Below are 20794 nucleotides of genomic sequence, written 5' to 3'. Positions count from 1 at the left end.
GGCCGCGCTGGAACGCCGGCGCCGGATCGACGACGACCTGGCCGCGATGGTGGTCGCGGCCGTCGACGAGGGCGCACTGCGCACCGACCTGCCGCCGGATCTGATCAGCCGGCTGCTGTTCGGCATGGTCAACTCGCTGGTGGAGTGGGTGCGGCCAGAGGGGCGGTACGACGCCGCGACCATCGCCGCCGCGCTGACCACGATGGCCTTCGACGGGCTGCGCCGGGGCTGAGCGCCGGGCGTCCCAGCGAAGCATCCGCTCAGCCGCACGTCCTGCCCTTCCGGTTGCCCTTCCGGGCTCGGAACGCTTGTTCTCCCGGGCTCGGAACGCTTGTTCGGCTACGCCACCCCAGGCACCGGCCACGGAACGCTTGTTCGGCTGTCCAGCCACCCGACCCCCCACAAAACGTCTGTCCAGCATCGGTCAGCGGGCCGTCGGCACTGGACAACCGTTCCGCACCACCACAGCCCCGCCGCAACCCCGAACAAGCGTTCCACCAGACCGCCGGCAGCCCCGGCCCGGCCCGAACAAACGTTCCACCACGCCGGCGGGCCCGGCCCGAACAAACGTTCCACCGCTCCCCACACCAGCCCGAGCCCAAACACTTGTCCCACCACGCCACCCCGCACCACGCCACCCCGCACCACGCACCCCGCCCACAACACACCCGCCCAGCACCAGTCGGCAGACCGCCGGCACCGAACAACCGTTCCGCACCACCACAACCCCGCCGCAACCCCGAACAAGCGTTCCACCAGGCCATCAGCCCAGCCCAGCCCGGCCCAGCCCCGAACAACCGTTCCACCCAGGCCAGCCCGCAGCGGGGCATCCGCTCCGGACGCCCGCCTACTCCGCGTCCTCCTCCGCGTCCTACTCCGCGCTGATCGGGCGACCCAGCGAGCGGCTGCGGCCCCGGAAGGTCGCGACGACTGTCTCGCCCCGCCGGATGGTCACGTCGTACACGCCACTGCGACCGCGCCGGACCACCTCGACCGCCTCGGCGACCAGCTCGTCGCCGGCGTGCGCCGGCTCCACGAACTCGATCGAGAAGCCGGCCGCGACCGTCACCTCGCCGTGTGAGTTGCAGGCCACCGCGAACGCGCTGTCGGCGAATGCCGCCAGCAAGCCGCCGTGGGCGGTGCGGTGGCCGTTGGCCATGTCCTCCCCCACCAGCATCGACATCCGGGCGCGGCCGGGCCCGACGTCCAACAGGGTGATGCCGAGCCGCTTGGTGGCGGCGTCGTCGCGCAGCAACAGCTCGGCGGCCCGCTCCGGCGTCACTGGCGTCACCGGCGTCACCACGCGTAGAACCCCTGCCCGCTCTTGCGGCCAAGTTCGCCCCGCTCGACCTTCTCGCGCAGGATCGCCGGCGGCTCGAAGCGCGGGCCGAGCTCGCGGGCGAGGTGCTCGGCGATGTTGAGCCGTACGTCGAGGCCGACGATGTCGGTGGTTCTCAGCGGCCCGACCGGGTGGCGGTAGCCGAGCGTCATCGCGGTGTCGATGTCCGCGGGGCTCGCCACGCCCTCCTCCAGCATCCGCATCGCCTCCAGGGCGAGCATGACGCCCAGGCGGCTGGAGGCGAACCCGGGCGAGTCGGTGACGGTGATGCCGGTCTTGCCGAGGTCGCCCACCCAGCCCTGCGCCCGCTCCACCAGGTCGGGCGCGGTGCGCGCGCCGACCACGATCTCGACCAGATCGCTGGCCGGGACCGGGTTGAAGAAATGCAGACCGACCAGCCGGCTCGGGTCGGCCAGCGCCTCGGCGAGCCGGTCGATCGGCAGCGAGCTGGTGTTGGTGCCGATCGCCGCCTCGCGCGCGACCCGCTCCACCGTGGCCAGGACCTGCGACTTCAGCTCGACGATCTCCGGCACCGCCTCGATGACCAGGCCGGCACCGGCCAGCTCCTCGGGCCCGGTGGTGACGACGAGCGTGCCGGGGCTGCCGTCGTACCCGCGCTCGACGGCCTTGGCCAGGCTCGCCTCGACTCGCCCGCGCGCCGCCCTCGCGGCCTCCTCGGTCGACTCGACGACGGTCACGTCGACACCTGTCACCAGGAATGCGTGCGCGATGCCGGCGCCCATCCGACCGCCGCCGTAGACGCCCACGTGAGAGGGGAGAGTCATCACTTGTCCTTCTTGCGCTCGAGGAACGCCGTCATCCGGTCGTGCTTGTCCTGGGTCTCGAAGAGCACCGCCTGGGCGAGGTCGTCCACGAACGGATGTGCCTCGCGCGGGGCGTGGAAGACCGACTTCGCCAGCCGTACGGCGAGGGGCGCCTGCGTGGTGATCCGCTCGGCCCAGCGCTGCCCGGCCGCCTCCAGGTCACGGGGCTCGACGACCTCGTTGAGCAGCCCGACCCGGTGCGCCTCCTCGGCGTCGAGGACCCGGCCGGTCAGCAGGATCTCCTTGGCCAACGGCTCGCCGACCAGCTCGCGCAGCCGCCAGGTGGCACCGGCCGCGGCCAGGATGCCGAGCCCGGCCTCCGGGTTGCCGATCCTGACCCGCGGCGTGCCGATCCGGAAGTCACAGGCATAGGCCAGCTCGGCGCCTCCACCCAGCGCGTAGCCGTCGACCAGCGCGATCGTCGGCATCGGCAGCCGCCGGATCCGGTCGAAGATGCCGGAGTTGATCCCGGCCAGGGCATCCGCGCGGCGGCGTTCGCGCAGCTGGGCGATGTCGGCGCCGGCCGCGAAGACGCCGTCGGCGCCGGTGATGACGGCGACCCGCGGCGAACGCTCCAGGTCGGCACAGGCGGCGTGCAACGCATCCACTGTCGCCTGGTCGATGGCGTTGCGAACCTCGGGCCGGTTCAGCCGGAGCACGACGTGGTCGTCGTGATCCTCGACGAGCACCGGTCCACTCATGGGCGCTCGATCAGCAGCGCCGCGCCCTGGCCGACCCCGACGCACATGGTGGCCAGGCCGCGGCTGGCGCCGTCGCGCTCCAGCCGGCCGAGCAGCGTGATCGCGATCCGGGTGCCGGAGGCGCCCAGGGGGTGACCGAGCGCGATCGCGCCGCCGTCGGTGTTGACGTTCGCCGGGTCGAGGCCCAGGTCACGCATGCAGGCCAGTGATTGCGACGCGAACGCCTCGTTGAGCTCGACCGCGTCCAGGTCGTCCACCTTCCAGCCGGCCCGCTCCAGCGCCTTGCGGGTGGCCGGGACCGGACCGATGCCCATGATCGCCGGGGGTACGCCGGCCGACGCCGCCGCGACCAACCGGGCCCGTGGCTGCAGCCCGTGCCTCTCGACGAAGCGCTCGCTGGCGACCACGACGGCGGCGGCGCCGTCGTTGAGCGAGCTGGAGTTGCCGGCGGTGACCACGCCGGTGGGGCCGTTGACCGGCCGCAGCCGGGCGAGTACCTCCAGGCTGGTGTCGGCGCGCGGCCCCTCGTCCACGGTGACCTCGCCCCTGGCGGTGGGCACCGCGACGATCTCGTCGGCGAAGCGCCCGGCCTCGATGGCGGCGACCGCCCGCTGATGAGAGCGCAGCGCGAACTCGTCGAGCTCCTCGCGGGTCAGCGACCACTGCTCGGCGACCCGCTCCGCGGTCTGCGGCATCGACAGCGTGGTGTCGGCGTCGAAGCGTGGGTTGGTGAACCGCCAGCCGATCGAGGTGTCGAAGGCGGCCCCGGGCTTGGCCCACGCCCGCTCCGGCTTGGCCTGGACCCACGGCGCTCGCGTCATCGACTCGACGCCGCCGGCCACGACCAGGTCGGCGTCACCGGCAGCGATCATCTGGCGCGCGGTGGCGATCGCGGTCAGCCCCGACGCGCACAGCCGGTTGACGGTGAAGCCCGGCACGGTCTCGGGCAGGCCGGCCAGCAGCGCCGCCAGCCGGGCCACGTTGCGGTTGTCCTCGCCGGCCTGGTTGGCGGCACCGAGCACGACCTCGTCGACCAGCTCCGGGTCGACGCCGGCGCGCCGGACGGCCTCGCCGACCACGAGCGCGGCCAGGTCGTCGGGGCGGACCCCGGCGAGGGCTCCGCCGTACCGTCCGATGGGGGTGCGGGCACCGCTGATGATGTAACTGTGGGTCACGTCTCTCCTCAGGCGTCGAAGTCGACGGTCACGGACTCGCTGACCGGGAAGGTCTGGCAGGTGAGCACGAAGCCGGCGTCGACCTCGGCGGGTTCCAGCGCGTAGTTGCGCACCATGTCGACCTCACCGCTGCACACCTTGGCACGACAGGTGCCGCAGACGCCGCCCTTGCAGGCGAACGGCAGGTCACTGCGCCGCTCCTGGGCGGAGTCGAGGATGGTCCGGCTGCGCAGCATCGGGGCGGTGCTGCTGCGGCCGTCGAGCACGACCGTCACGTCGCTGGTCACCCCCGCGAGCGCGGGATCCTCGTGGCGCAGCTGCGGCGGCGGCTCGTCGACGAAGAAGAGCTCGAAGTGGACGCGCTCGGCGGGTACGCCGAGCTCGGCCAGCACCTTGCGGGCGTCCTCGATCATCTGGAGCGGACCGCACAGCCACACGTGATCGATGCCGTCGACCGGGACCAGCTCGGTGAGGATGGTGCGCAGCCGGTCCGCGTCGAGGCGGCCGGAGAACAGCTCCACGTCGCGGGGCTCGCGCGAGAGCACGTGGATCAGGTCGAACCGGGCGCCGTACTGGTCCTTCAGGTCGGCGAGCTCCTCGGCGAACATCACCGTGGTGGTGGTGCGGTTGCCGTAGAGCAGCGTCACCTCGCTGTCCGGGTTGGTCAGCACCGTCGCCGCGATGGAGAGCATCGGGGTGATGCCCGAGCCGGCGGCGATGCACAGGTGCCGGCCGGCCTCGGTGGCATCGGCGCGCAGATTGCCGGCCGGCCGCTGGACCTCGACGACGTCGCCGCGCCGCACCTCGTTGACCAGCCAGGACGAGAACAGCCCCGAGGGGATCTCGCGCACGCCGATCCGCGGCCGAGTGCCGGCGGCCGAGCAGATCGAGTAGGTACGGCGGTGCTCGCTGCCGTCCACGATCCGGCGCAGAGTGAGCGACTGGCCGGCGGCGAAGTCGTAGTCCTCGCGCAGCTCGTCGGGTACGTCGAACGTCACCGCGACCGCGTCGTCGGTGAGTCGGTCGACGGTCGCGACGGTGAGCGGGTGGAACTCCGAGCGAGTCCGGGTGCGAGTCATCAGATCTCCTTCAGGTGGTCGAAGGGCTCGAGGCAGGCCCGGCAGCGGTAGAGCGCCTTGCAGGCGGTGGAGCCGAACTCCGAGGTGACCTCGACGTCGGCCGAACCGCACTGCGGGCAGGTGACCGCGCGGCGGACCGGGCCGAGGGTCAGCGGCACCGGACCCTCCCGGCGCGGGGCCGGCCCGGGGGCGGAGATGCCGGCCTCCCGCAGCGCGGCGCGGCCGTGCTCGCTGATCCAGTCGGTGGTCCAGGCAGGCTCGAGCTGCACCCGCACGTCGACCTCGGCGTACCCCTCCTCGGTGAGCCGGTGAACCAGGTCGTCGCGCATGGTCGCCATCGCCGGGCAGCCGGAGTAGGTGGGCGTGATCGCCACCTCGACGCGCCCTGCCTCGTCGACCTCGACGCTGCGCAGGACGCCGAGGTCGGCCAGCGTCAGCATCGGCAGCTCGGGGTCGGTGACCTCGGCCGCGACGCGCCAGGCTGTCCGTTCATCGCGGGCTGTCCGTTCATCGAGGTAGGCAGCCGAACCAGCGCTTCCCTCGCGGAGTTCCGCGCGGGAAGCGTCGGTTGACCGGCATACCTCGATGAACATGCTCACCACCGCCCCATCGGGTGCTCACGGGCGACCACCTGCATCTCGGCCAGCAGCCGGCTCAGCGCCTCGGTGTGCGCGCCGTCGCGGCCCTTGCGGCCCGACAGCCCGGCCAGCGGGTTGACCTGCGGCGGCTCGACACCGCTGACGGCGTACACCTGGGAGAGCACCACGCCCACCTCGTCGGCCGTGGTCGCCGGGTCGACCCCGACGCCGGCCGCGGCGACCCGCGCCTCGACCGGGTGGGTCTCGAAGAGCTCGGACTGGAGGCGGAGTACGCCGTCCAGCCCGCGGTCGAGCCGCGCCCGGGACTCCTGGGTGCCGCGGGCGAGGGTCAGGAACCAGCGTCCGGCGAAGTCGCGGTGGTAGGTCAGCTCCTTGACGCCCTTGGCCGCGACGGCCGCCAGCACCGCGTCGCGGCTGCCGCTGAGCCGCTCGAAGATCGCGAGCCGGGCGGTGGCGAGTACCAGCAGCCGAGCGACCAACTCGGCGAAGTCGCCGTTGGGCACCTCGGCCAGCCGCACGTTGCGGAACTCGCGATCGCCGCGGAAGAACGCCAACGCGTCCTCGGCGGGGACCGGCGAGCCCTCGGGCAGCGCCGGCACGATCGCGGGATCGGCTGCCGCGGCCCGGGCCAACAGCAGCCGGGCCTGGCCGAGCAGGTCCAGGGCGACGTTGGCGATCGCCAGATCCTCCTCGATGTCGGGCGCGTTGCTGCACCACTCGGCGAGCCGGTGGGAGTAGATCAGGGCGTCGTCGGCCAGCATCACGCAGTACGTCGCCAGGTCGGCAGGGTCGACGCCCTCGGGCACGGTGGTGTCGACCCCGGCCAGCGGGTCCTCGAAGTCGGTCCCGAAGGCCCAATGGGAGTCGTTGCCGAGCAGGCCGTCGTACGCGCTGTCGTGCTCGCCCTGCTGGTGGGTGTGGATCTCAGCCATTCATTTCTCCGGTGGTCGAGCCTGTCGAGACTCACATGTGCGGGACGTTGTCGGCGATCTCGTAGAACGTCGGGTGCCGGTAGACCTTGTCACCGCTCGGGGCGAACAGCGGGTCCTTCTCCGACGGGCTGCTGGCGACGATCGCGCTGGAGCGCACTACCCAGATGCTCACGCCCTCGTTGCGCCGGGTGTAGACGTCGCGGGCGTGCAGCAACGCCATCCGGTCGTCGGCGGCGTGCAGCGAGCCGACGTGCACGTGGTTGAGGCCGCGCTTGCTGCGCACGAACACCTCGTAGAGCGGCCACTCCGACATGGGGCCGGCCTTGATGTCACTCATCGGTTCTCCTCGCTCTTGGTCTCGACACGCTCGCTGGCGCTCGCGGCTCGACCAGCGACCCCCTCGGTGGTCAAGTAGCCCGCGCCGCCAGGCGAGGGCGCATCGAGACCACCTCGCGCTCCGGCGGCGAACGCGGTCGCGGCCTCGCGGACCCACGCACCGTCCTCGTAGGCGCGGCGGCGGTGCGCGATCCGCTGCGCGTTGCAGGGTCCGTCGCCCTTCACGACGGCCCAGAACTCGTCCCAGTCAGGCTGGCCGAAGTCGTAGGAGCCACGCTCCTCATTCCACCGCAGCTCGGGGTCGGGCAGCGTCACACCGAGCGCCTCGGCCTGCGGGACGCTCATGTCCACGAACCGCTGCCGCAGCTCGTCGTTGCTGTGCCGCTTGATGCCCCACGCCATGGACTGCTCGGAGTTCGACGACTGCTCGTCGGAGGGGCCGAACATCATCAGCGCCGGCCACCAGAACCGGTTCACCGACTCCTGCACCATGGCGCGCTGCTCGTCGGTGCCGCGCATCATCGTGGTGAGCAGCTCGTAGCCCTGCCGCTGGTGGAACGACTCCTCCTTGCAGATCCGGATCATCGCCCGCCCGTAGGGCCCGTACGACGTGCGGCACAGCGGCACCTGGTTGCAGATCGCCGCACCGTCGACGAGCCAGCCGATGGTGCCGACGTCGGCGTAGGAGAGCGTGGGGTAGTTGAAGATCGAGGAGTACTTCTGCCGGCCCTCGATCAGGCGGCGGGTGAGCTCGTCGCGGGAGACGCCGAGGGTCTCGCACGCGGAGTAGAGGTAGAGCCCGTGTCCGGCCTCGTCCTGCACCTTGGCCAGCAGGATCGCCTTGCGGCGCAGGCTCGGCGCGCGGTTGATCCAGTTGCCCTCGGGCTGCATCCCGATGATCTCGGAGTGCGCGTGCTGGGCGATCTGCCGGATCAGCGTGTTGCGGTAGGCCTCGGGCATCCAGTCCCGCGGCTCGATGCGGTCGTTGTGCGCGATCGTGCTCTCGAAGAGCGCCTGCAGCTCGGCCTCGTCCACGACGGCTGTCATCGGTGTCTCCCGCCTCCTGGGGGTATTTACTGACCGATAGGTCTGTAATAGATTGACACAGCCTCAGGCCGTTACGCAACGAAGGGATCCGAGAACGTGAGCGCACTGCTCGAGAGCTACGCAGGAGGGCGCTGGTTCCGCGCCGCCGACGAGGGCCAGCCTCTGCTCGACGCCGCCACCGGCGAGGAGGTGGCCCGGATCTCCGGTCGCGGTCTCGACCTCGGCGCGATGGTGAGCTACGCCCGCGAGGTGGGGGGCCCGGCGATCCGCGCGCTCACCTTCCACGAACGGGCCGCACTGCTCAAGCAGCTCGCCGCCCACCTGTCGGCGGACAAGGACCCGCTCTACGCGCTCTCCTACCGCACCGGCGCGACGCTGCGTGACTCGCAGGTCGACATCGACGGCGGCTTCGGCACCGTGTTCAGCTACGCCTCCAAGGGCCGGCGCGAGCTGCCCAACGACACCGTCTACATCGACGGCGACACCGAGCGGCTGGGTCGCGGCGGTCGCTTCCTGGGCCAGCACGTCTTCACCTCGCGGCCGGGCGTCGCGGTGCAGATCAACGCGTTCAACTTCCCGGTCTGGGGCATGCTCGAGAAGTTGGCACCGGCGTTCCTCGCCGGGCTGCCCTCGATCGTCAAGCCGGCCAGTCAGACCGCCTACCTGACCGAGGCGGTGGTACGCCGCATCATCGACTCCGGCATCCTCCCCGAAGGGTCGCTGCAGCTGCTGGCGGGCAGCGCCGGTGACCTGCTCGACCACCTGGGGGTGCACGACTCCGTGGCGTTCACCGGGTCGGCGCACACCGCCGGCGTACTCCGCCAGCACCCGTCGGTGCTGCACGGCGGCCTCTCCCTCGGCGTCGAGGCGGACTCGCTCAACTGCTCGGTGCTCGGCCCAGACGTGGCGGTCGATGACCCGGAGTTCGACCTGTTCGTCAAGGGCGTCGTCACCGAGATGACCGTCAAGGCGGGCCAGAAGTGCACCGCGATCCGGCGCGCGATCGTGCCCGCGTCGATGGCCGACGCCGTCACCGAGGCGATCACCGCCCGGCTGGCCAAGACCACCGTCGGCAACCCGGCCAACCCGGACGTGCGGATGGGCGCGCTGGCCTCGCTGGCCCAGCGCGAGGAGGTTCGCAAGGCGATCGAGGCGCTGCGCTCCTCGGCCGACATCGTCTTCGGCGACCCCTCGTCCGTGTCGCTGGTGGACGCCGACGCCGAACGCGGCGCGTTCCTCTCGCCGGTGCTGCTGCGCGCGCGTCCCGGCGCGACGGAGGTGCACGACGTCGAGCCGTTCGGGCCGGTCAGCACGCTGATCACCTACGACTCGGTCGAGGAGGCGATCGCGCTGGCGGCGCGGGGTCGAGGCAGCCTGGTCGGCTCGGTGGTGACCAACGACCCGGACGTCGCACGCTCGCTGACGCTGGGGCTGGCGCCATGGCACGGCCGGATCCTGGTGCTCAACCGAGACGACGCTCCCGAGGCCGCGGCAGCCGGCGGGCACGGGTCGCCGCTGCCGGTGCTCGTCCACGGCGGCCCCGGTCGGGCCGGCGGCGGGGAGGAGCTCGGCGGGATCCGCGGCGTACTCCACCACATGCAGCGCACCGCTCTCCAGGGCTCGCCCGACATGCTCACCGCGATCACCAACCGCTGGACCACCGGGTCGGAGCGGGTGGTCGGCGACGTGCACCCGTTCCGCAAGAGCCTGGCCGAGCTGCGCATCGGCGACACGATCGAGAGCGACTACCGCGAGGTCACGCTGGCCGACATCGAGCACTTCGCGGAGTTCACCGGCGACACGTTCTACGCCCACACCGACCCGGAGGCGGCCGCCGCCAACCCGCTCTTCGGCGGCATCGTGGCGCACGGCTACCTCGTCGTCTCGCTGGCCGCCGGCCTGTTCGTCGAGCCCAACCCGGGTCCGGTGCTGGCCAACTTCGGCGTCGACAACCTGCGCTTCCTGACCCCGGTCAAGGCGGGCGACGCGATCAAGGTCGCGCTCACCGTGAAGCAGATCACCCCACGCTCCTCGGCCGACTACGGCGAGGTGCGCTGGGACGCGACCGTGGTCAACCGGGCGGGCGAGCCGGTCGCCACCTACGACGTGCTCACGCTCGTCGCGAAGACGCAGGGCTGACCGGGCGATGCATCGACTCACCATCCAGTACGCCGAGCCGGCCGACCCGGCCGCCTTCGACCAGCGCTACGCCGACGAGCACGTCGCGCTAGTTGTACTCGGCAGACAGGTTCATGACAGTCGGCTGGTCGGCGGGAGTCCTCCGATGGCTGAGTGGCGGCGTCGAGTGTTGTAGAAGTCGAGCCATGGCTCAAGGGCGTCGGCTCGCTCGGCGTTGCTGGTGAAGACCTGTCGGTAGGCCCACTCGACCTGGACGGTGCGGTTGAACCTCTCAACTTTGCCGTTTTGCCAAGGACAGTGCGGCCTGATGGTGAGGTGCCTGGCGCCGAGCGCTGCAATCGCTTGGGCGAAGTCGTGTGATCGGATGTAGTTCAGCGCGTTGTCGCTGATGACCTCGCGGATCGCGATGCCGTGTCCGGCGAAGAATGCCGCAGCCCGGGTCAGGAACCCGGCACAGGTCGAGCCGGTCTCATCGGTGAGGATCTCGGCATAGGCCAACCTGGAGTGGTCGTCGACGGCGGCGTGGACGTAGTCGTAGCCGATCCCGCGCCCGCGGACCTCCTCGCTGCGGCCGTGGGCGCGCCAGCCGCCGCCGTCGGGGATGCGGCCGATCTTCTTCACATCGACATGCACCAGGTCCCCGGGCTGGGGCCGCTCGTAGCGGACCGCGGTGGTCCTCGACGCCCGGATGACTTCACCGGTCAGCGGGTCGCACTCGGCCAGGCGCGGCACCTGGTGGCGGCGCAGGATCGCACTAACGGTTCGCGCCGGGATTCCTAGCTCGGGTCCGAGCCAGTCCTGGCCACGGCGCTCGAGCTGTCGCAGCTGCAGCACGCGCTGCTCCACCTGTGCGGGCGTGCTGCGGGGGCATCGATGTGGCCGCGAGGACCGGTCATAAAGGCCGGCCTCACCCTCGGCGCGGAAGCGGGCGATCCACCGGTGGGCACACTGGCGCGAGATCCCGAGTTCTTTCGCTACGTGGGCGACCGGTCGTCCGTGGTCGAGCACGCGCTCAACCAACACACGCCGGCCATGGAAGTTCAGACGAGCGTTAGCGTGGGCCACGAGGACCTCCTGGTTGGTGAAGACGTCAGACATCTCCACTAAGCCGGGAGGTTCTCCTCGTTCACAAGACCCAAACCGTCACCAACGTCCCTGCCGAGTACAGCTAGTGCGCCGCATCCCGGGGCTGCGCCGGTTCCTGCTCTCGCACCCGCGGGCGCTCGGGGCTGTCGGGGCGGGTCCGGTGCCCTATCTCGTCGCCGAGCTGTGGTTCGACGACGCCGCCGCCCTCAAGGCGGCGCTGAGGTCGCCCGAGATGGCCGATACCGGCGCCCACGCCGAGGCGCTCGGCGTGCCGATGACGATGTTTGCTGGGGACGTCGAGGAGTCGTAGGCGGGCGGGCGTCGTCGGAGTCGCCGACGACGTGTCCGACCGAGCACCGTGTTCGGCCAGGGGTGTTCCGGCAGGGGTGTTCCGGCGGGAGTCTTCCGGCAGGAGTGTTCCGGCGCGACGTGGCCCGGCGCGACGTGGCTGCCTTCCCGGCGGAACATCTGTTCGGGCTGGCGCGGCTGGTCTGGCCGGCTCGAACGTTTGTTTCGCCACCGCCCTCGGGCCCATCCGAGTCGAACGGTCGTCCAGCGCCGGGTGGCCGTTCAATTCACTGCCTGGGCGAACCGGCCGCCGGACAACTGTTCAAGTTGCGCACGGGGCAGCCGGATCCCCGCACAACCGTTCAATTCACCAACCGGACCACCCGATCACGCAACAACCGTTCAAATCCCCCGCCGGCCCACCGGACGACCGCACAATCGTTCGCTGAACTCGCGGTCAGCCCCATCGGTCGCCGTCGACGCGATCCTGCTGGTCCGGGCGCGCGACAACGAGGACCTGCGTCACCTGATCCTGGACCGGATCCAGGCGATGGAGGGCGTCCAGAACACCCGCACCCTCCTGGTCGTCGATGAGCCGACGCCACTCAGGGGATGAGGCGCTGCGCCAGCGCGAGGATGCGGTCGTTCGCCTCGCGCTCGCCGATGCTCACCCGCACGCCGTCGTCGCCGAGCCCGCGCACCGCGACGCCAAGGTCCTCGGCGGCGGTCACGAAACCGGCCAGGGCGTCACCGGAGAGCGCGAACCAGACGAAGTTGCCGTGCGCGTCCGGCACCTCCCAGCCGAGACGATGCAGCCCGTCCAGGATCCGAGCCCGCTCGGCGACCAATGCGTCCACACGGGCGAAGAGCTCGTCCTCGACGGCGAGCGAGGCCACCGCGGCGGCTTCGGCGACGGCGCTGACCCCGAACGGCAGCGTGATCGCGCGCAGCGGGTCGATGATCTCCGGCGCCGCGACGGCATAGCCGACCCGCAGCCCGGCCAGGCCGTAAGCCTTGGAGAAGGTGCGCAGCACCACCAGGTTCGGATGCGTCGGATACGTCGCCAGGCCGTCGGCCGCGTCGCCCTCCCGGACGAACTCGGCGTAGGCCTCGTCGAGGATGACCAGCACGTCGCCCGGCACCGCCGCCAGCACCCGGTCGAGCTCGTCCTGGCGCAGGATCGAGCCGGTCGGGTTGTTGGGCGAGCAGAGCATCACCACCCGCGTACGCGGGGTGAGCGCGGCCAGGATGCCGTCAACGTCGTGCCTTCCGTCGGCCAGGTTCGAGACCTGCACCGACGCCGCGCCGGCGGCCAGCACCGCGATCGGGTAGCCCTCGAAGGAGCGCCACGGGTAGACCACCTCGTCACCCGGCTCGCAGAACGCCGAGAGCAGCCCGTAGAGCAGCGCCGTCGAGCCGGTGCCCGCGGCGAGATGGTCGACGGGCACGCCCCGTGCCGCGCTGAGCGCCTCGTAGAGCGTGTGCGTGCCGATGTCGGGGTAGCGGTTCATCGCGCTCGCGGCCCGGACCGCCGCGTCCAGCACGCCGGGCAGCGGTGGGTAGGGGTTCTCGTTCGACGACAGCTTGTACGTCGTCAGCCCCGGCCGAGCCGCCGGCGGTCGGCCGGCGACGTAGCGAGGCATGGCGGTGATGGACGGACGCGGCTGCGGGGCGCTCACACCCGAAAGTTACGTCATCGGCTGGGTACCTCACCTGCGATGAGCACCCAGACCACCGACAGCAGCACCGAAGCGATGGCCCGCGTCGTCGACCGGCTGCGCGAGCGGGTCGACGGGGAGGTGCGGTTCGACCCGGGCAGCCGGGCCGCGTACTCCACCGACGCGTCCAACTTCCGCCAGGTCCCGCTCGGGGTGGTGGTCCCGCGCAGCGTGGAGGCCGCGGTCGAGGCGGTCGCGGTCTGCCACGAGGAGGGCCTGCCGATCGTCTCGCGGGGCGGCGGCACCAGTCTGGCCGGCCAGGGCACCAACGCCGCGGTGGTCCTCGACTTCTCCAAGCACTGCCATCGGCTGGTCTCAGTCGACGCCGAGCGCCGCACCTGCGTGGTCGAGCCCGGCATCGTGCTCGACGACCTCAACCGCCAACTGGAGCCGACCGGGCTGCGCTTCGGGCCCGAGCCGGCCACCCACCAGAACTGCACGCTCGGCGGGATGATCGGCAACAACTCCTGCGGCGCGACCGCACAGCGCACCGGCAAGGTCGTTGACAACATCGCCGGCCTCGACGTACTCCTCCACGACGGCACCCGGCTCACCGTAGGGCCGACCGATGACGAGGAGTACGCCGAGATCACCCGCGCCGGTGGCCGCCGCGGCGAGCTCTACCGCGAGCTGCGCCGGCTGCGCGAGGAGCACCTGGCGCTGATCCGCACCCGCTACCCGGACATCCCGCGTCGGGTCTCGGGCTACAACCTCGACTCGCTGCTGCCCGAGCACGGCTTCGACCTGGCCGGGCTGCTGGTGGGCAGCGAGGCCACCCTGGTCACGGTGTTGCGTGCCGAGCTGAAGCTGGTGCCGCGGGTCGCGGAGCGCACCCTGGTGGTGCTGGGCTTCCCCGACATCGCCCGCGCGGCCGACGCCGTACCGGCGATCGTGGAGCACGCCCCGATCGCACTCGAGGGCGTGGACCGCTATCTGATCCGCGACGAGCAGATCAAGGGGATGAACAAGCAGGGGCTCGAGGAGCTGCCCGAGGGCACCGGCTTCCTGATGGTGCAGTTCGGCGGCACGACGCGCGAGGAGGCCGACCGGCACGCCCACGCGATGCTCGACGCGCTCGGCGAGACCGAGCACGACCCGGACGTGGTCTTCTTCGATGAGCCCGAGCGCGAGGACGAGCTGTGGCAGGTCCGCGAGGCCGGCCTCGGCGCGACCGCGCACGTGCCGCACAAACGGGACACGTTCGAGGGCTGGGAGGACTCGGCGGTGCCGGTCGAGCGGCTCGGGGACTACCTGCGCGACCTGCGCCGGCTGTTCGAGGAGTTCGGGTACGCCGAGGAGACGGGTCCGGCGCTGTACGGGCACTTCGGCCAGGGCTGCGTGCACACCCGGATCCCGTTCGACCTCTACAGCAGCGAGGGCGTGGCGACGTACCGCCGTTTCCTGGAGGCCGCCGCCGACCTGGTGGTGGCCTACGGCGGCTCGCTCTCCGGTGAACACGGCGACGGCCAGACCCGCGGGGAGTTGCTGCCACGGATGTTCGGGCCCGAGGTGGTGCGCCTCTTCGAGCGGGTCAAGGCACTCTTCGACCCCGACGACCTGATGAACCCCGGCAAGGTCGTCCACCCGGCCCGGCTCGACGAACACCTGCGGTTGGGCGCGGGTTGGGCGCCGCGACAGCCCGAGCCGCTGCACTTCACCTACCCGCACGACGGCGGGTCGTTCCGCGAGGCCGCCAACCGCTGCGTCGGCGTCGGCAAGTGCCGCAAGCTGGAGAACGAGGGCGGCACCGTGATGTGCCCCTCCTACCAGGTGACCCGCGAGGAGGAGCACTCCACTCGGGGTCGCGCGCGGCTGCTGTTCGAGATGCTCGACGGGCACGGCGACGGGCCGATCAGGGACGGCTGGCGCTCCACCGAGGTGCGCGACGCGCTCGACCTGTGCCTGGCCTGCAAGGGCTGCAAGAGCGACTGCCCGGCCAACGTCGACATGGCCACCTACAAGGCCGAGTTCCTGGCGCATCACTACCGGCACCGGCTGCGGCCGCGGGCCGACTACGCGATGGGCTGGCTGCCGGCACTGGCCCGGCTGACCAGGCGCGCCGGCCTCGTCGACACCGTCAACCGGGCCATGCGGATCCGGCCGCTGCGCCGGCTGGCCACCCGGGCGACCGGGCTGGAGGACCGGGGGGTGCCGCCGTTCGCGGGCCAGACGCTGCAGGACTGGTGGGCCGCGCGCGAGCCCCACCCCGACGGCGCGCGCGGGCGCGTGCTGCTGTGGCCGGACACGTTCACCAACCAGTTCCATCCCGAGGTCGGCAAGGCGGCGGTGGCCGTGCTGGAGGACGCCGGCTGGTCGGTGGAGATCCCGACGGAGCCACTGTGCTGCGGTCTGACCTGGATCTCCACCGGCCAGCTCGACATCGCCAAGCGGCAGCTGCACCGCACCGTCGACGCACTGGCGGGGCACGTCCGTCAGGGTGGGCTCGTGGTCGGCCTCGAGCCGAGCTGCACCACCGTGTTCCGCGCCGACGCCGCCGAGCTGTTCTCCGGCGACCAGGACGTGCACCGGCTGCGTGACCACACGGTCACCCTCGCCGAGCTGCTCACCCACCACACCCCGGGCTGGACGCCGCCGCGGCTGGAGGGGATCAGGGCGCTCGCCCAGGTGCACTGCCACCAGCACGCCGTCCTGAAGTGGGACGCCGATGCCGAGCTGCTGGAGCGGACCGGGGCCGACGTCGAGCATCTCGACTCCGGCTGCTGCGGCCTGGCCGGCAACTTCGGCTTCACCGCCGGCCACGGCGAGGTCAGCCGCGCACTGGCCGAGCAGACCCTGCTGCCCCGGCTCCGCGACGCCCCCGAGGCGGTCGCGCTCGCCGACGGCTTCTCCTGCCGCACCCAGATCGCCGAGTACGGCGACCGGCACGCCGTCCACCTCGCCCAGTTGCTCGCCCGCGGCCTGGACAACCCGAACCAGCACGCAACCGAAGGAGTCACCCGATGAGCACCACAGTCGCCGACCAACTGCTCGCCCGCCTGCGCGAGTGGGACGTCGAGCAGGTCTTCGGCTATCCGGGCGACGGGATCAACGGCCTCCTCGGCGCGTTCTCCCGCGCCAAGGACCAACCGCGCTTCATCCAGGCGCGGCATGAGGAGATGGCCGCCTTCGAAGCGGTCGGCTTCGCCAAGTTCAGCGGCCGGGTCGGCGTATGCATGGCGACGTCAGGTCCGGGCGCGATCCACCTGCTCAACGGTCTGTACGACGCCAAGCTCGACCACGTGCCCGTGGTCGCGATCGTCGGGCAGACCAACCGCACCGCGATGGGCGGCAGCTACCAGCAGGAGGTCGACCTGCTGAGCCTGTTCAAGGACGTGGCCAGCGACTACGTCCAGATGGTCACCGTGCCCGAGCAGCTCCCGAACGTGCTCGACCGGGCGATGCGGATCGCGGTGAGCCGGCGTGCGCCGACAGCGATCATCGTGCCCAACGATGTCCAGGAGCTCGAGTACGCCGCCCCCACCCACGACTTCAAGATGGTGCCCTCCAGTCTCGGCGTGAGCTGGCCAGCCGTCGACCCCGACGACGCCGCGGTGCGGGCGGCGGCGGACCTGCTCAACGCCGGCGAGAAGGTCGCGATCCTCATCGGCCAGGGTGCCCGCGGCGCCGCCACCGAGGTGGCCCAGGTAGCCGACCTGCTCGGCGCCGGTGTGGCCAAGGCGCTGCTCGGCAAGGACGTGCTCTCCGACGAGCTGCCGTTCGTGACCGGCTCGATCGGGCTGCTCGGGACCCGGCCGAGTTTCGAGATGATGCGCGACTGCGACACCCTGCTGACCATCGGCTCGAACTTCCCCTACAGCCAGTTCCTGCCCGAGCCGGGCCAGGCCCGCGCCGTCCAGATCGACATCGACGGCGCCATGATCGGGATGCGCTACCCCTACGAGCTCAACCTGGTCGGCGACGCCGCCCGCACGCTGCAAGCGCTGATCCCACTGCTGGAGCGCAAGGACGACGGCGCGTGGCGCTCCACGATCGAGGCGAACGTCAAGCGCTGGTGGGAGGTGATGGAGTCCGAGGCGCAGGTCGAGGCCAAGCCGATCAACCCGATGAAGCTCTTCCACGACTTCTCCACGGTGGCGCCCGAGGACGCGATGATCGCCGCGGACAGCGGCTCGGCGGCGAACTGGTACGCCCGCCAGATCAAGATGCGCGGCCGGATGCGAGGGTCGCTCTCCGGCACCCTCGCCACCATGGGCCCCGGGGTGCCCTACGTCATCGGCGCCAAGTTCGCCCACCCGGACCGGCCGGCGATCGCGTTCGAGGGCGACGGCGCGATGCAGATGAACGGTCTGGCCGAGCTGCTCACCGTGGCGCGCTACTGGAAGGGCTGGGCCGACCCGCGGCTGGTCGTCGCCGTACTGCACAACAACGACCTCAACCAGGTCACCTGGGAGCTGCGGGCGATGGGCGGCACGCCGGACTTCGTGGAGTCGCAGGCGCTGCCGGAGGTCTCCTACGCCGCGTTCGCCTCCTCGATCGGCCTCGGCACGCTGACCGTGACCGATCCGGCCGACCTCCCCGCCGCGTGGGCCGAGGCGCTCTCCGCGGACCGGCCGTACGTGCTCGACGTGCACTGCGATCCCGACGTACCGCCGATCCCGCCGCACGCCGACCTGGAGCAGATGCAGAACATGGCGGCGGCGCTGATCAAGGGCGACACCTCGCGCTGGGGCGTGATCAAGGAGGGCCTCAAGACCAAGGCCCAGGAGCTGTTGCCGCACCGTGACTGACCCGCACGTCACCGAGGTCGCCGCCTGGGCCTACACCGTGCCCACCGATCGTCCGGAGGGCGACGGCACGCTGACCTGGGACAGCACCACCATGGTGGTGGTCGAGGCGCGGGCCGCCGATGCCGTCGGCACCGGATGGACCTGGGCGCCGGCGGCGGCCGCGGCGGTGGTGGACGACCTGCTGGCGCCGGTGGTGACGGGCCGCTCGGCGGTGGCACCGCGCGACGCCCAGGCGGCGATGGTGGCGGCGGTGCGCAACGCCGGCCGGCCCGGCCTGGTCGGGATGGCGATCTCGGCGGTCGACATCGCGCTGTGGGACCTCGGAGCGCGGCTGCTCGGGCTCCCGCTGACCACCTGGTGGGGCGCCGAGCCGCGGCCGGTGCCGGTCTACGGCAGCGGGGGCTTCACGACGTACCCCGACGACGTGCTGGCCGAGCAGCTCACCGGCTGGATCGAGCTCGGCCTGCCCCGGGTGAAGATCAAGATCGGCGAGTCGTGGGGGCGACGCGAGCGGCGCGACCTGGGCCGGACGGCGCTCGCCCGGCGGGTGGTCGGCGACGACGCCGAGCTGTACGTCGACGCCAACGGCGGCTATGCGGTCGGGCAGGCCTGCCGCGTCGGCCGGGCCCTGGACGGTCTGGGGGTGAGCTGGTTCGAGGAGCCGGTCAGCTCCGACGACACGGTCGGGCTGGCGACGGTGCGGGCCGCGGTCGACGCGGACGTGGCCGCCGGCGAGTACGTCGCCACCCTCGCGGACGCGTCCCGGCTGGTGCCGGTGGTGGACTGCCTGCAGGTCGACGTGACCCGCTGCGGCGGCTACACGGAGTGGTTCCGGATCGCCGCGTTGGCGGCCGCGCGCGGGTTGGACGTCTCGGCGCACTGCGCGCCGTACCTCTCCGCCCCGATCGCCGCCGCCACCCCCCGCTTCCGGCACATCGAGTGGTTCCACGACCACGTCCGGATCGCGCGCGAGCTGGTCGACGGCTTCGCCGACCCCGTCGACGGGGCGCTCCTCCCCCTGGACGCGCCCGGGCACGGGCTGGCGCTGCGGCACGCCGAGGCCGAGCGCTACCGGGTGGCCTAGACCCGAGCGAGATCCGCTTCGACGGCGCCGGCCGCCTTGTGCAGCGTGGCCACCAGCGACGTGAGTCGGTCGCGGTCGTAGCGGACGGACGGCATCGATACCGACAGGCCGGCGAGGACGACCCCGTCGGCGTCACGGACCGGGACACCGACCGCGACCACACCGCGTTCGGACCGCCCCTGGTTCAGCGCGAAGCCCTGCTTGCGGATCCGGGCGAGCTCGGCGCGGAGCCGGGCCGGATCGGGCCGCTCCCCGGGGTCCTCGTCATAGGCGTCGACGTACCCCGCGAGCTCCTCCGCGGTGAGCTCGGCGAGCAGGAGCAGCCCGCCCGTGGTCCGGTGGGCGGGAAAGACCATGCCCTCGCGCGAGCCCACCCGCAGCACCTGCCGGGACTCGATCGAGGCGATGAAGCGGGCGTTGGCGCCGGTACGGATGGTCAGGTTGGCCGACTCGTCGACGATCTCGGCGAGCCGCTGGAGATGAGGCAGCGCCACCGTCCGCAGCAGCGAGGTCTGCGACCGCGAGTGCTCGGCCAGCTGCAGCACCGGGCCGGCGTGGTAGGTCCGGCGCTCGTCCTGGACGGCGAAGTCGCGGTAGACCAGCATCTGGAGCAGCCGGTGCGCCGTCGAGCGTGCGACACCGAGCCGCTCCGCGACGTCGGCCACGGTCAGCGAGCCCTCGAGCTGCAGGATCGTCGCGATCCGCAGGGCATGGTCGACGCTCGCGATCGCGTACGACGGCGGCGTCTTCATGCCGGGTAAACCATTCTGCATACCAGAATTCCATGTTCTGTGAGGTGCGTCAGGGGTCACGCTAGCGCACATGAGCGCTACCGACACCCCCGTCCGGCTCCAGGCCGTGGCCGCTCCGGATCAGCCCGAGGTCACGCCTGCTCTCGAAGAGCTCTACCGCGGCTTCGAGCAGGAGCTGCTGGTCCCGCTCTGGACCGAGATCGGCGATCTGATGCCGGCCCACCCGCGTTCCCGGGCGGTCCCGCACCTGTGGAAGTGGGACAAGCTGGTCCGGCTCGCCGACCGCGCCGGTCACCTGGTGCCGGTCGGCCGAGGCGGCGAGCGCCGCGCGATCGCGCTGGCCAACCCGAGCCTGGGTGGGCGGCCGTTCGCCACGCCCACGCTGTGGGCGGCGATCCAGTACCTGATGCCCGGGGAGGATGCGCCCGAGCACCGGCACACCCAGCACGCCTTCCGCTTCGTCGTCGAGGGGTCGGGTGTGTGGACGGTCGTCGGCGGCGACGCCGTGCCGATGAACCGGGGTGACTTCCTGCCGCAGGCCGGCTGGAACTGGCATGCCCACCACAACGCCACCTCACAGCCGATGGCGTGGGTGGACGGGCTGGACATCCCGTTCCAGTACACCAGCGAGGCGCAGTTCTTCGAGTTCGGCCGCGACGAGATCACCGCCGCCGAGCGGATCACTCCGGAGCGGTCCCGCTCCGAGAGGCTGTGGGCCCACCCCGGCCTCCGCCCCGTCGGTGTCGGGCACCGCACGCCGGGATCGCCGCTGCTGGCCTACAAGTGGGAGCACACCGATCGCGCGCTCACCGACCAGCTGGCCCTGGAGAAGGAGGGGTACGCCGGCACCGTCGAGCCCGGTCATGCCGCGGTCCGCTTCGCCAACCCGCACGACGGGTCGGACGTGCTGCCCACCATCCGGGCCGAGTTCCACCGCATCGCCCGCG

At 71.7% G+C, this 20794-nt stretch carries 20 protein-coding genes; 8 read left to right on the top strand and 12 right to left on the bottom strand.

What is annotated here, in order from left to right:
• The coding region (locus VHA72_RS03490) for a TetR-type transcription factor C-terminal domain-containing protein (RefSeq protein ID WP_524538566.1) at nt 1–232 on the top strand (232 nt) is incomplete at its 5' end.
• Between the two features lie 639 nt (nt 233–871).
• Here VHA72_RS03490 and paaI read toward each other — a convergent pair.
• The 9 genes from paaI to paaA are packed head-to-tail and all read right to left on the bottom strand — an operon-like array spanning nt 872 to nt 8032.
• Nucleotides 872–1291, bottom strand: coding sequence for a hydroxyphenylacetyl-CoA thioesterase PaaI (paaI, locus tag VHA72_RS03485; protein WP_325573050.1), 420 nt, complete (start codon nt 1289–1291; stop codon nt 872–874).
• 5 nt (nt 1292–1296) lie between these two features.
• The gene (locus tag VHA72_RS03480; protein ID WP_325573049.1) at nt 1297–2124 is read right to left on the bottom strand and encodes a 3-hydroxyacyl-CoA dehydrogenase family protein; all 828 of its coding nucleotides are present in this window, start codon (nt 2122–2124) and stop codon (nt 1297–1299) included.
• The gene (locus tag VHA72_RS03475) at nt 2124–2864 is read right to left on the bottom strand and encodes an enoyl-CoA hydratase/isomerase family protein (RefSeq protein WP_325573048.1); all 741 of its coding nucleotides are present in this window, start codon (nt 2862–2864) and stop codon (nt 2124–2126) included. The genes VHA72_RS03480 and VHA72_RS03475 overlap by 1 nt, the downstream gene beginning before the upstream one ends.
• On the bottom strand, nt 2861–4039 hold the full coding sequence (locus VHA72_RS03470; protein WP_325573047.1) for a thiolase family protein: 1179 nt from the start codon (nt 4037–4039) through the stop codon (nt 2861–2863). Before VHA72_RS03470 ends, VHA72_RS03475 begins: the two co-directional genes overlap by 4 nt.
• An 8-nt stretch (nt 4040–4047) precedes the next feature.
• On the bottom strand, nt 4048–5118 hold the full coding sequence (paaE, locus tag VHA72_RS03465) for a 1,2-phenylacetyl-CoA epoxidase subunit PaaE (protein ID WP_325573046.1): 1071 nt from the start codon (nt 5116–5118) through the stop codon (nt 4048–4050).
• Entirely contained in the window at nt 5118–5711 is a 594-nt protein-coding gene (paaD, locus tag VHA72_RS03460; RefSeq protein WP_325573053.1) for a 1,2-phenylacetyl-CoA epoxidase subunit PaaD, read from the bottom strand. Before paaD ends, paaE begins: the two co-directional genes overlap by 1 nt.
• Nucleotides 5712–5713: 2 nt before the next feature.
• On the bottom strand, nt 5714–6649 hold the full coding sequence (paaC, locus tag VHA72_RS03455) for a 1,2-phenylacetyl-CoA epoxidase subunit PaaC (RefSeq protein WP_325573045.1): 936 nt from the start codon (nt 6647–6649) through the stop codon (nt 5714–5716).
• 31 nt (nt 6650–6680) lie between these two features.
• Nucleotides 6681–6986: a 1,2-phenylacetyl-CoA epoxidase subunit PaaB gene (gene paaB / locus VHA72_RS03450; RefSeq protein ID WP_349255619.1), complete on the bottom strand. Its 306-nt coding sequence runs from the start codon at nt 6984–6986 to the stop codon at nt 6681–6683.
• Nucleotides 6983–8032 (bottom strand): 1,2-phenylacetyl-CoA epoxidase subunit PaaA, encoded by a 1050-nt coding sequence (gene paaA, locus VHA72_RS03445; protein WP_325573044.1) that lies wholly within the window; start codon nt 8030–8032, stop codon nt 6983–6985. Before paaA ends, paaB begins: the two co-directional genes overlap by 4 nt.
• A 96-nt stretch (nt 8033–8128) precedes the next feature.
• On the opposite strand from paaA, the gene paaZ reads away from it, so the two are divergent.
• The gene (paaZ, locus tag VHA72_RS03440) at nt 8129–10171 is read left to right on the top strand and encodes a phenylacetic acid degradation bifunctional protein PaaZ (protein WP_325573043.1); all 2043 of its coding nucleotides are present in this window, start codon (nt 8129–8131) and stop codon (nt 10169–10171) included.
• Between the two features lie 111 nt (nt 10172–10282).
• Here paaZ and VHA72_RS03435 read toward each other — a convergent pair whose 3' ends face one another.
• Complete coding sequence (locus VHA72_RS03435; protein ID WP_325573051.1) at nt 10283–11236, bottom strand: IS481 family transposase; 954 nt, start codon at nt 11234–11236, stop codon at nt 10283–10285.
• Between the two features lie 16 nt (nt 11237–11252).
• Between VHA72_RS03435 and VHA72_RS03430 the strand changes: the two genes are divergently transcribed.
• Both VHA72_RS03430 and VHA72_RS16500 read left to right on the top strand, forming a co-directional pair.
• The gene (locus VHA72_RS03430; RefSeq protein WP_325573042.1) at nt 11253–11567 is read left to right on the top strand and encodes an EthD family reductase; all 315 of its coding nucleotides are present in this window, start codon (nt 11253–11255) and stop codon (nt 11565–11567) included.
• A 48-nt stretch (nt 11568–11615) separates the two neighbouring features.
• On the top strand, nt 11616–12161 hold the full coding sequence (locus VHA72_RS16500) for an Lrp/AsnC ligand binding domain-containing protein (protein ID WP_414689750.1): 546 nt from the start codon (nt 11616–11618) through the stop codon (nt 12159–12161).
• On the opposite strand, the gene hisC is transcribed toward VHA72_RS16500, so the two are convergent.
• Nucleotides 12151–13224 (bottom strand): histidinol-phosphate transaminase, encoded by a 1074-nt coding sequence (gene hisC, locus VHA72_RS03425; RefSeq protein ID WP_325573041.1) that lies wholly within the window; start codon nt 13222–13224, stop codon nt 12151–12153. The two genes, VHA72_RS16500 and hisC, sit on opposite strands and share 11 nt — an antisense overlap.
• A gap of 39 nt (nt 13225–13263) precedes the next feature.
• Between hisC and VHA72_RS03420 the strand changes: the two genes are divergently transcribed.
• The 3 genes from VHA72_RS03420 to VHA72_RS03410 are packed head-to-tail and all read left to right on the top strand — an operon-like array spanning nt 13264 to nt 19095.
• Nucleotides 13264–16227, top strand: coding sequence for an FAD-binding and (Fe-S)-binding domain-containing protein (locus VHA72_RS03420; protein WP_325573040.1), 2964 nt, complete (start codon nt 13264–13266; stop codon nt 16225–16227).
• The gene (locus tag VHA72_RS03415) at nt 16224–18011 is read left to right on the top strand and encodes a thiamine pyrophosphate-requiring protein (RefSeq protein WP_325573039.1); all 1788 of its coding nucleotides are present in this window, start codon (nt 16224–16226) and stop codon (nt 18009–18011) included. The genes VHA72_RS03420 and VHA72_RS03415 overlap by 4 nt, the downstream gene beginning before the upstream one ends.
• Nucleotides 18004–19095 (top strand): enolase C-terminal domain-like protein, encoded by a 1092-nt coding sequence (locus VHA72_RS03410; protein ID WP_325573038.1) that lies wholly within the window; start codon nt 18004–18006, stop codon nt 19093–19095. The genes VHA72_RS03415 and VHA72_RS03410 overlap by 8 nt, the downstream gene beginning before the upstream one ends.
• On the opposite strand, the gene VHA72_RS03405 is transcribed toward VHA72_RS03410, so the two are convergent.
• Nucleotides 19092–19868 (bottom strand): IclR family transcriptional regulator, encoded by a 777-nt coding sequence (locus tag VHA72_RS03405; RefSeq protein WP_325573037.1) that lies wholly within the window; start codon nt 19866–19868, stop codon nt 19092–19094. The two genes, VHA72_RS03410 and VHA72_RS03405, sit on opposite strands and share 4 nt — an antisense overlap.
• Before the next feature lie 49 nt (nt 19869–19917).
• Here VHA72_RS03405 and VHA72_RS03400 point away from each other — a divergent pair.
• A partial coding sequence (locus VHA72_RS03400; RefSeq protein ID WP_325573036.1) for a cupin domain-containing protein occupies nt 19918–20794 on the top strand: 877 nt, incomplete at its 3' end.

Source organism: Nocardioides sp., from assembly GCF_035547795.1.
Classification (GTDB): domain Bacteria; phylum Actinomycetota; class Actinomycetes; order Propionibacteriales; family Nocardioidaceae; genus Nocardioides.
The sequence above is the reverse complement of the archived record's forward strand: the minus strand, read 5'-3'. Positions and strand labels throughout refer to the sequence as shown.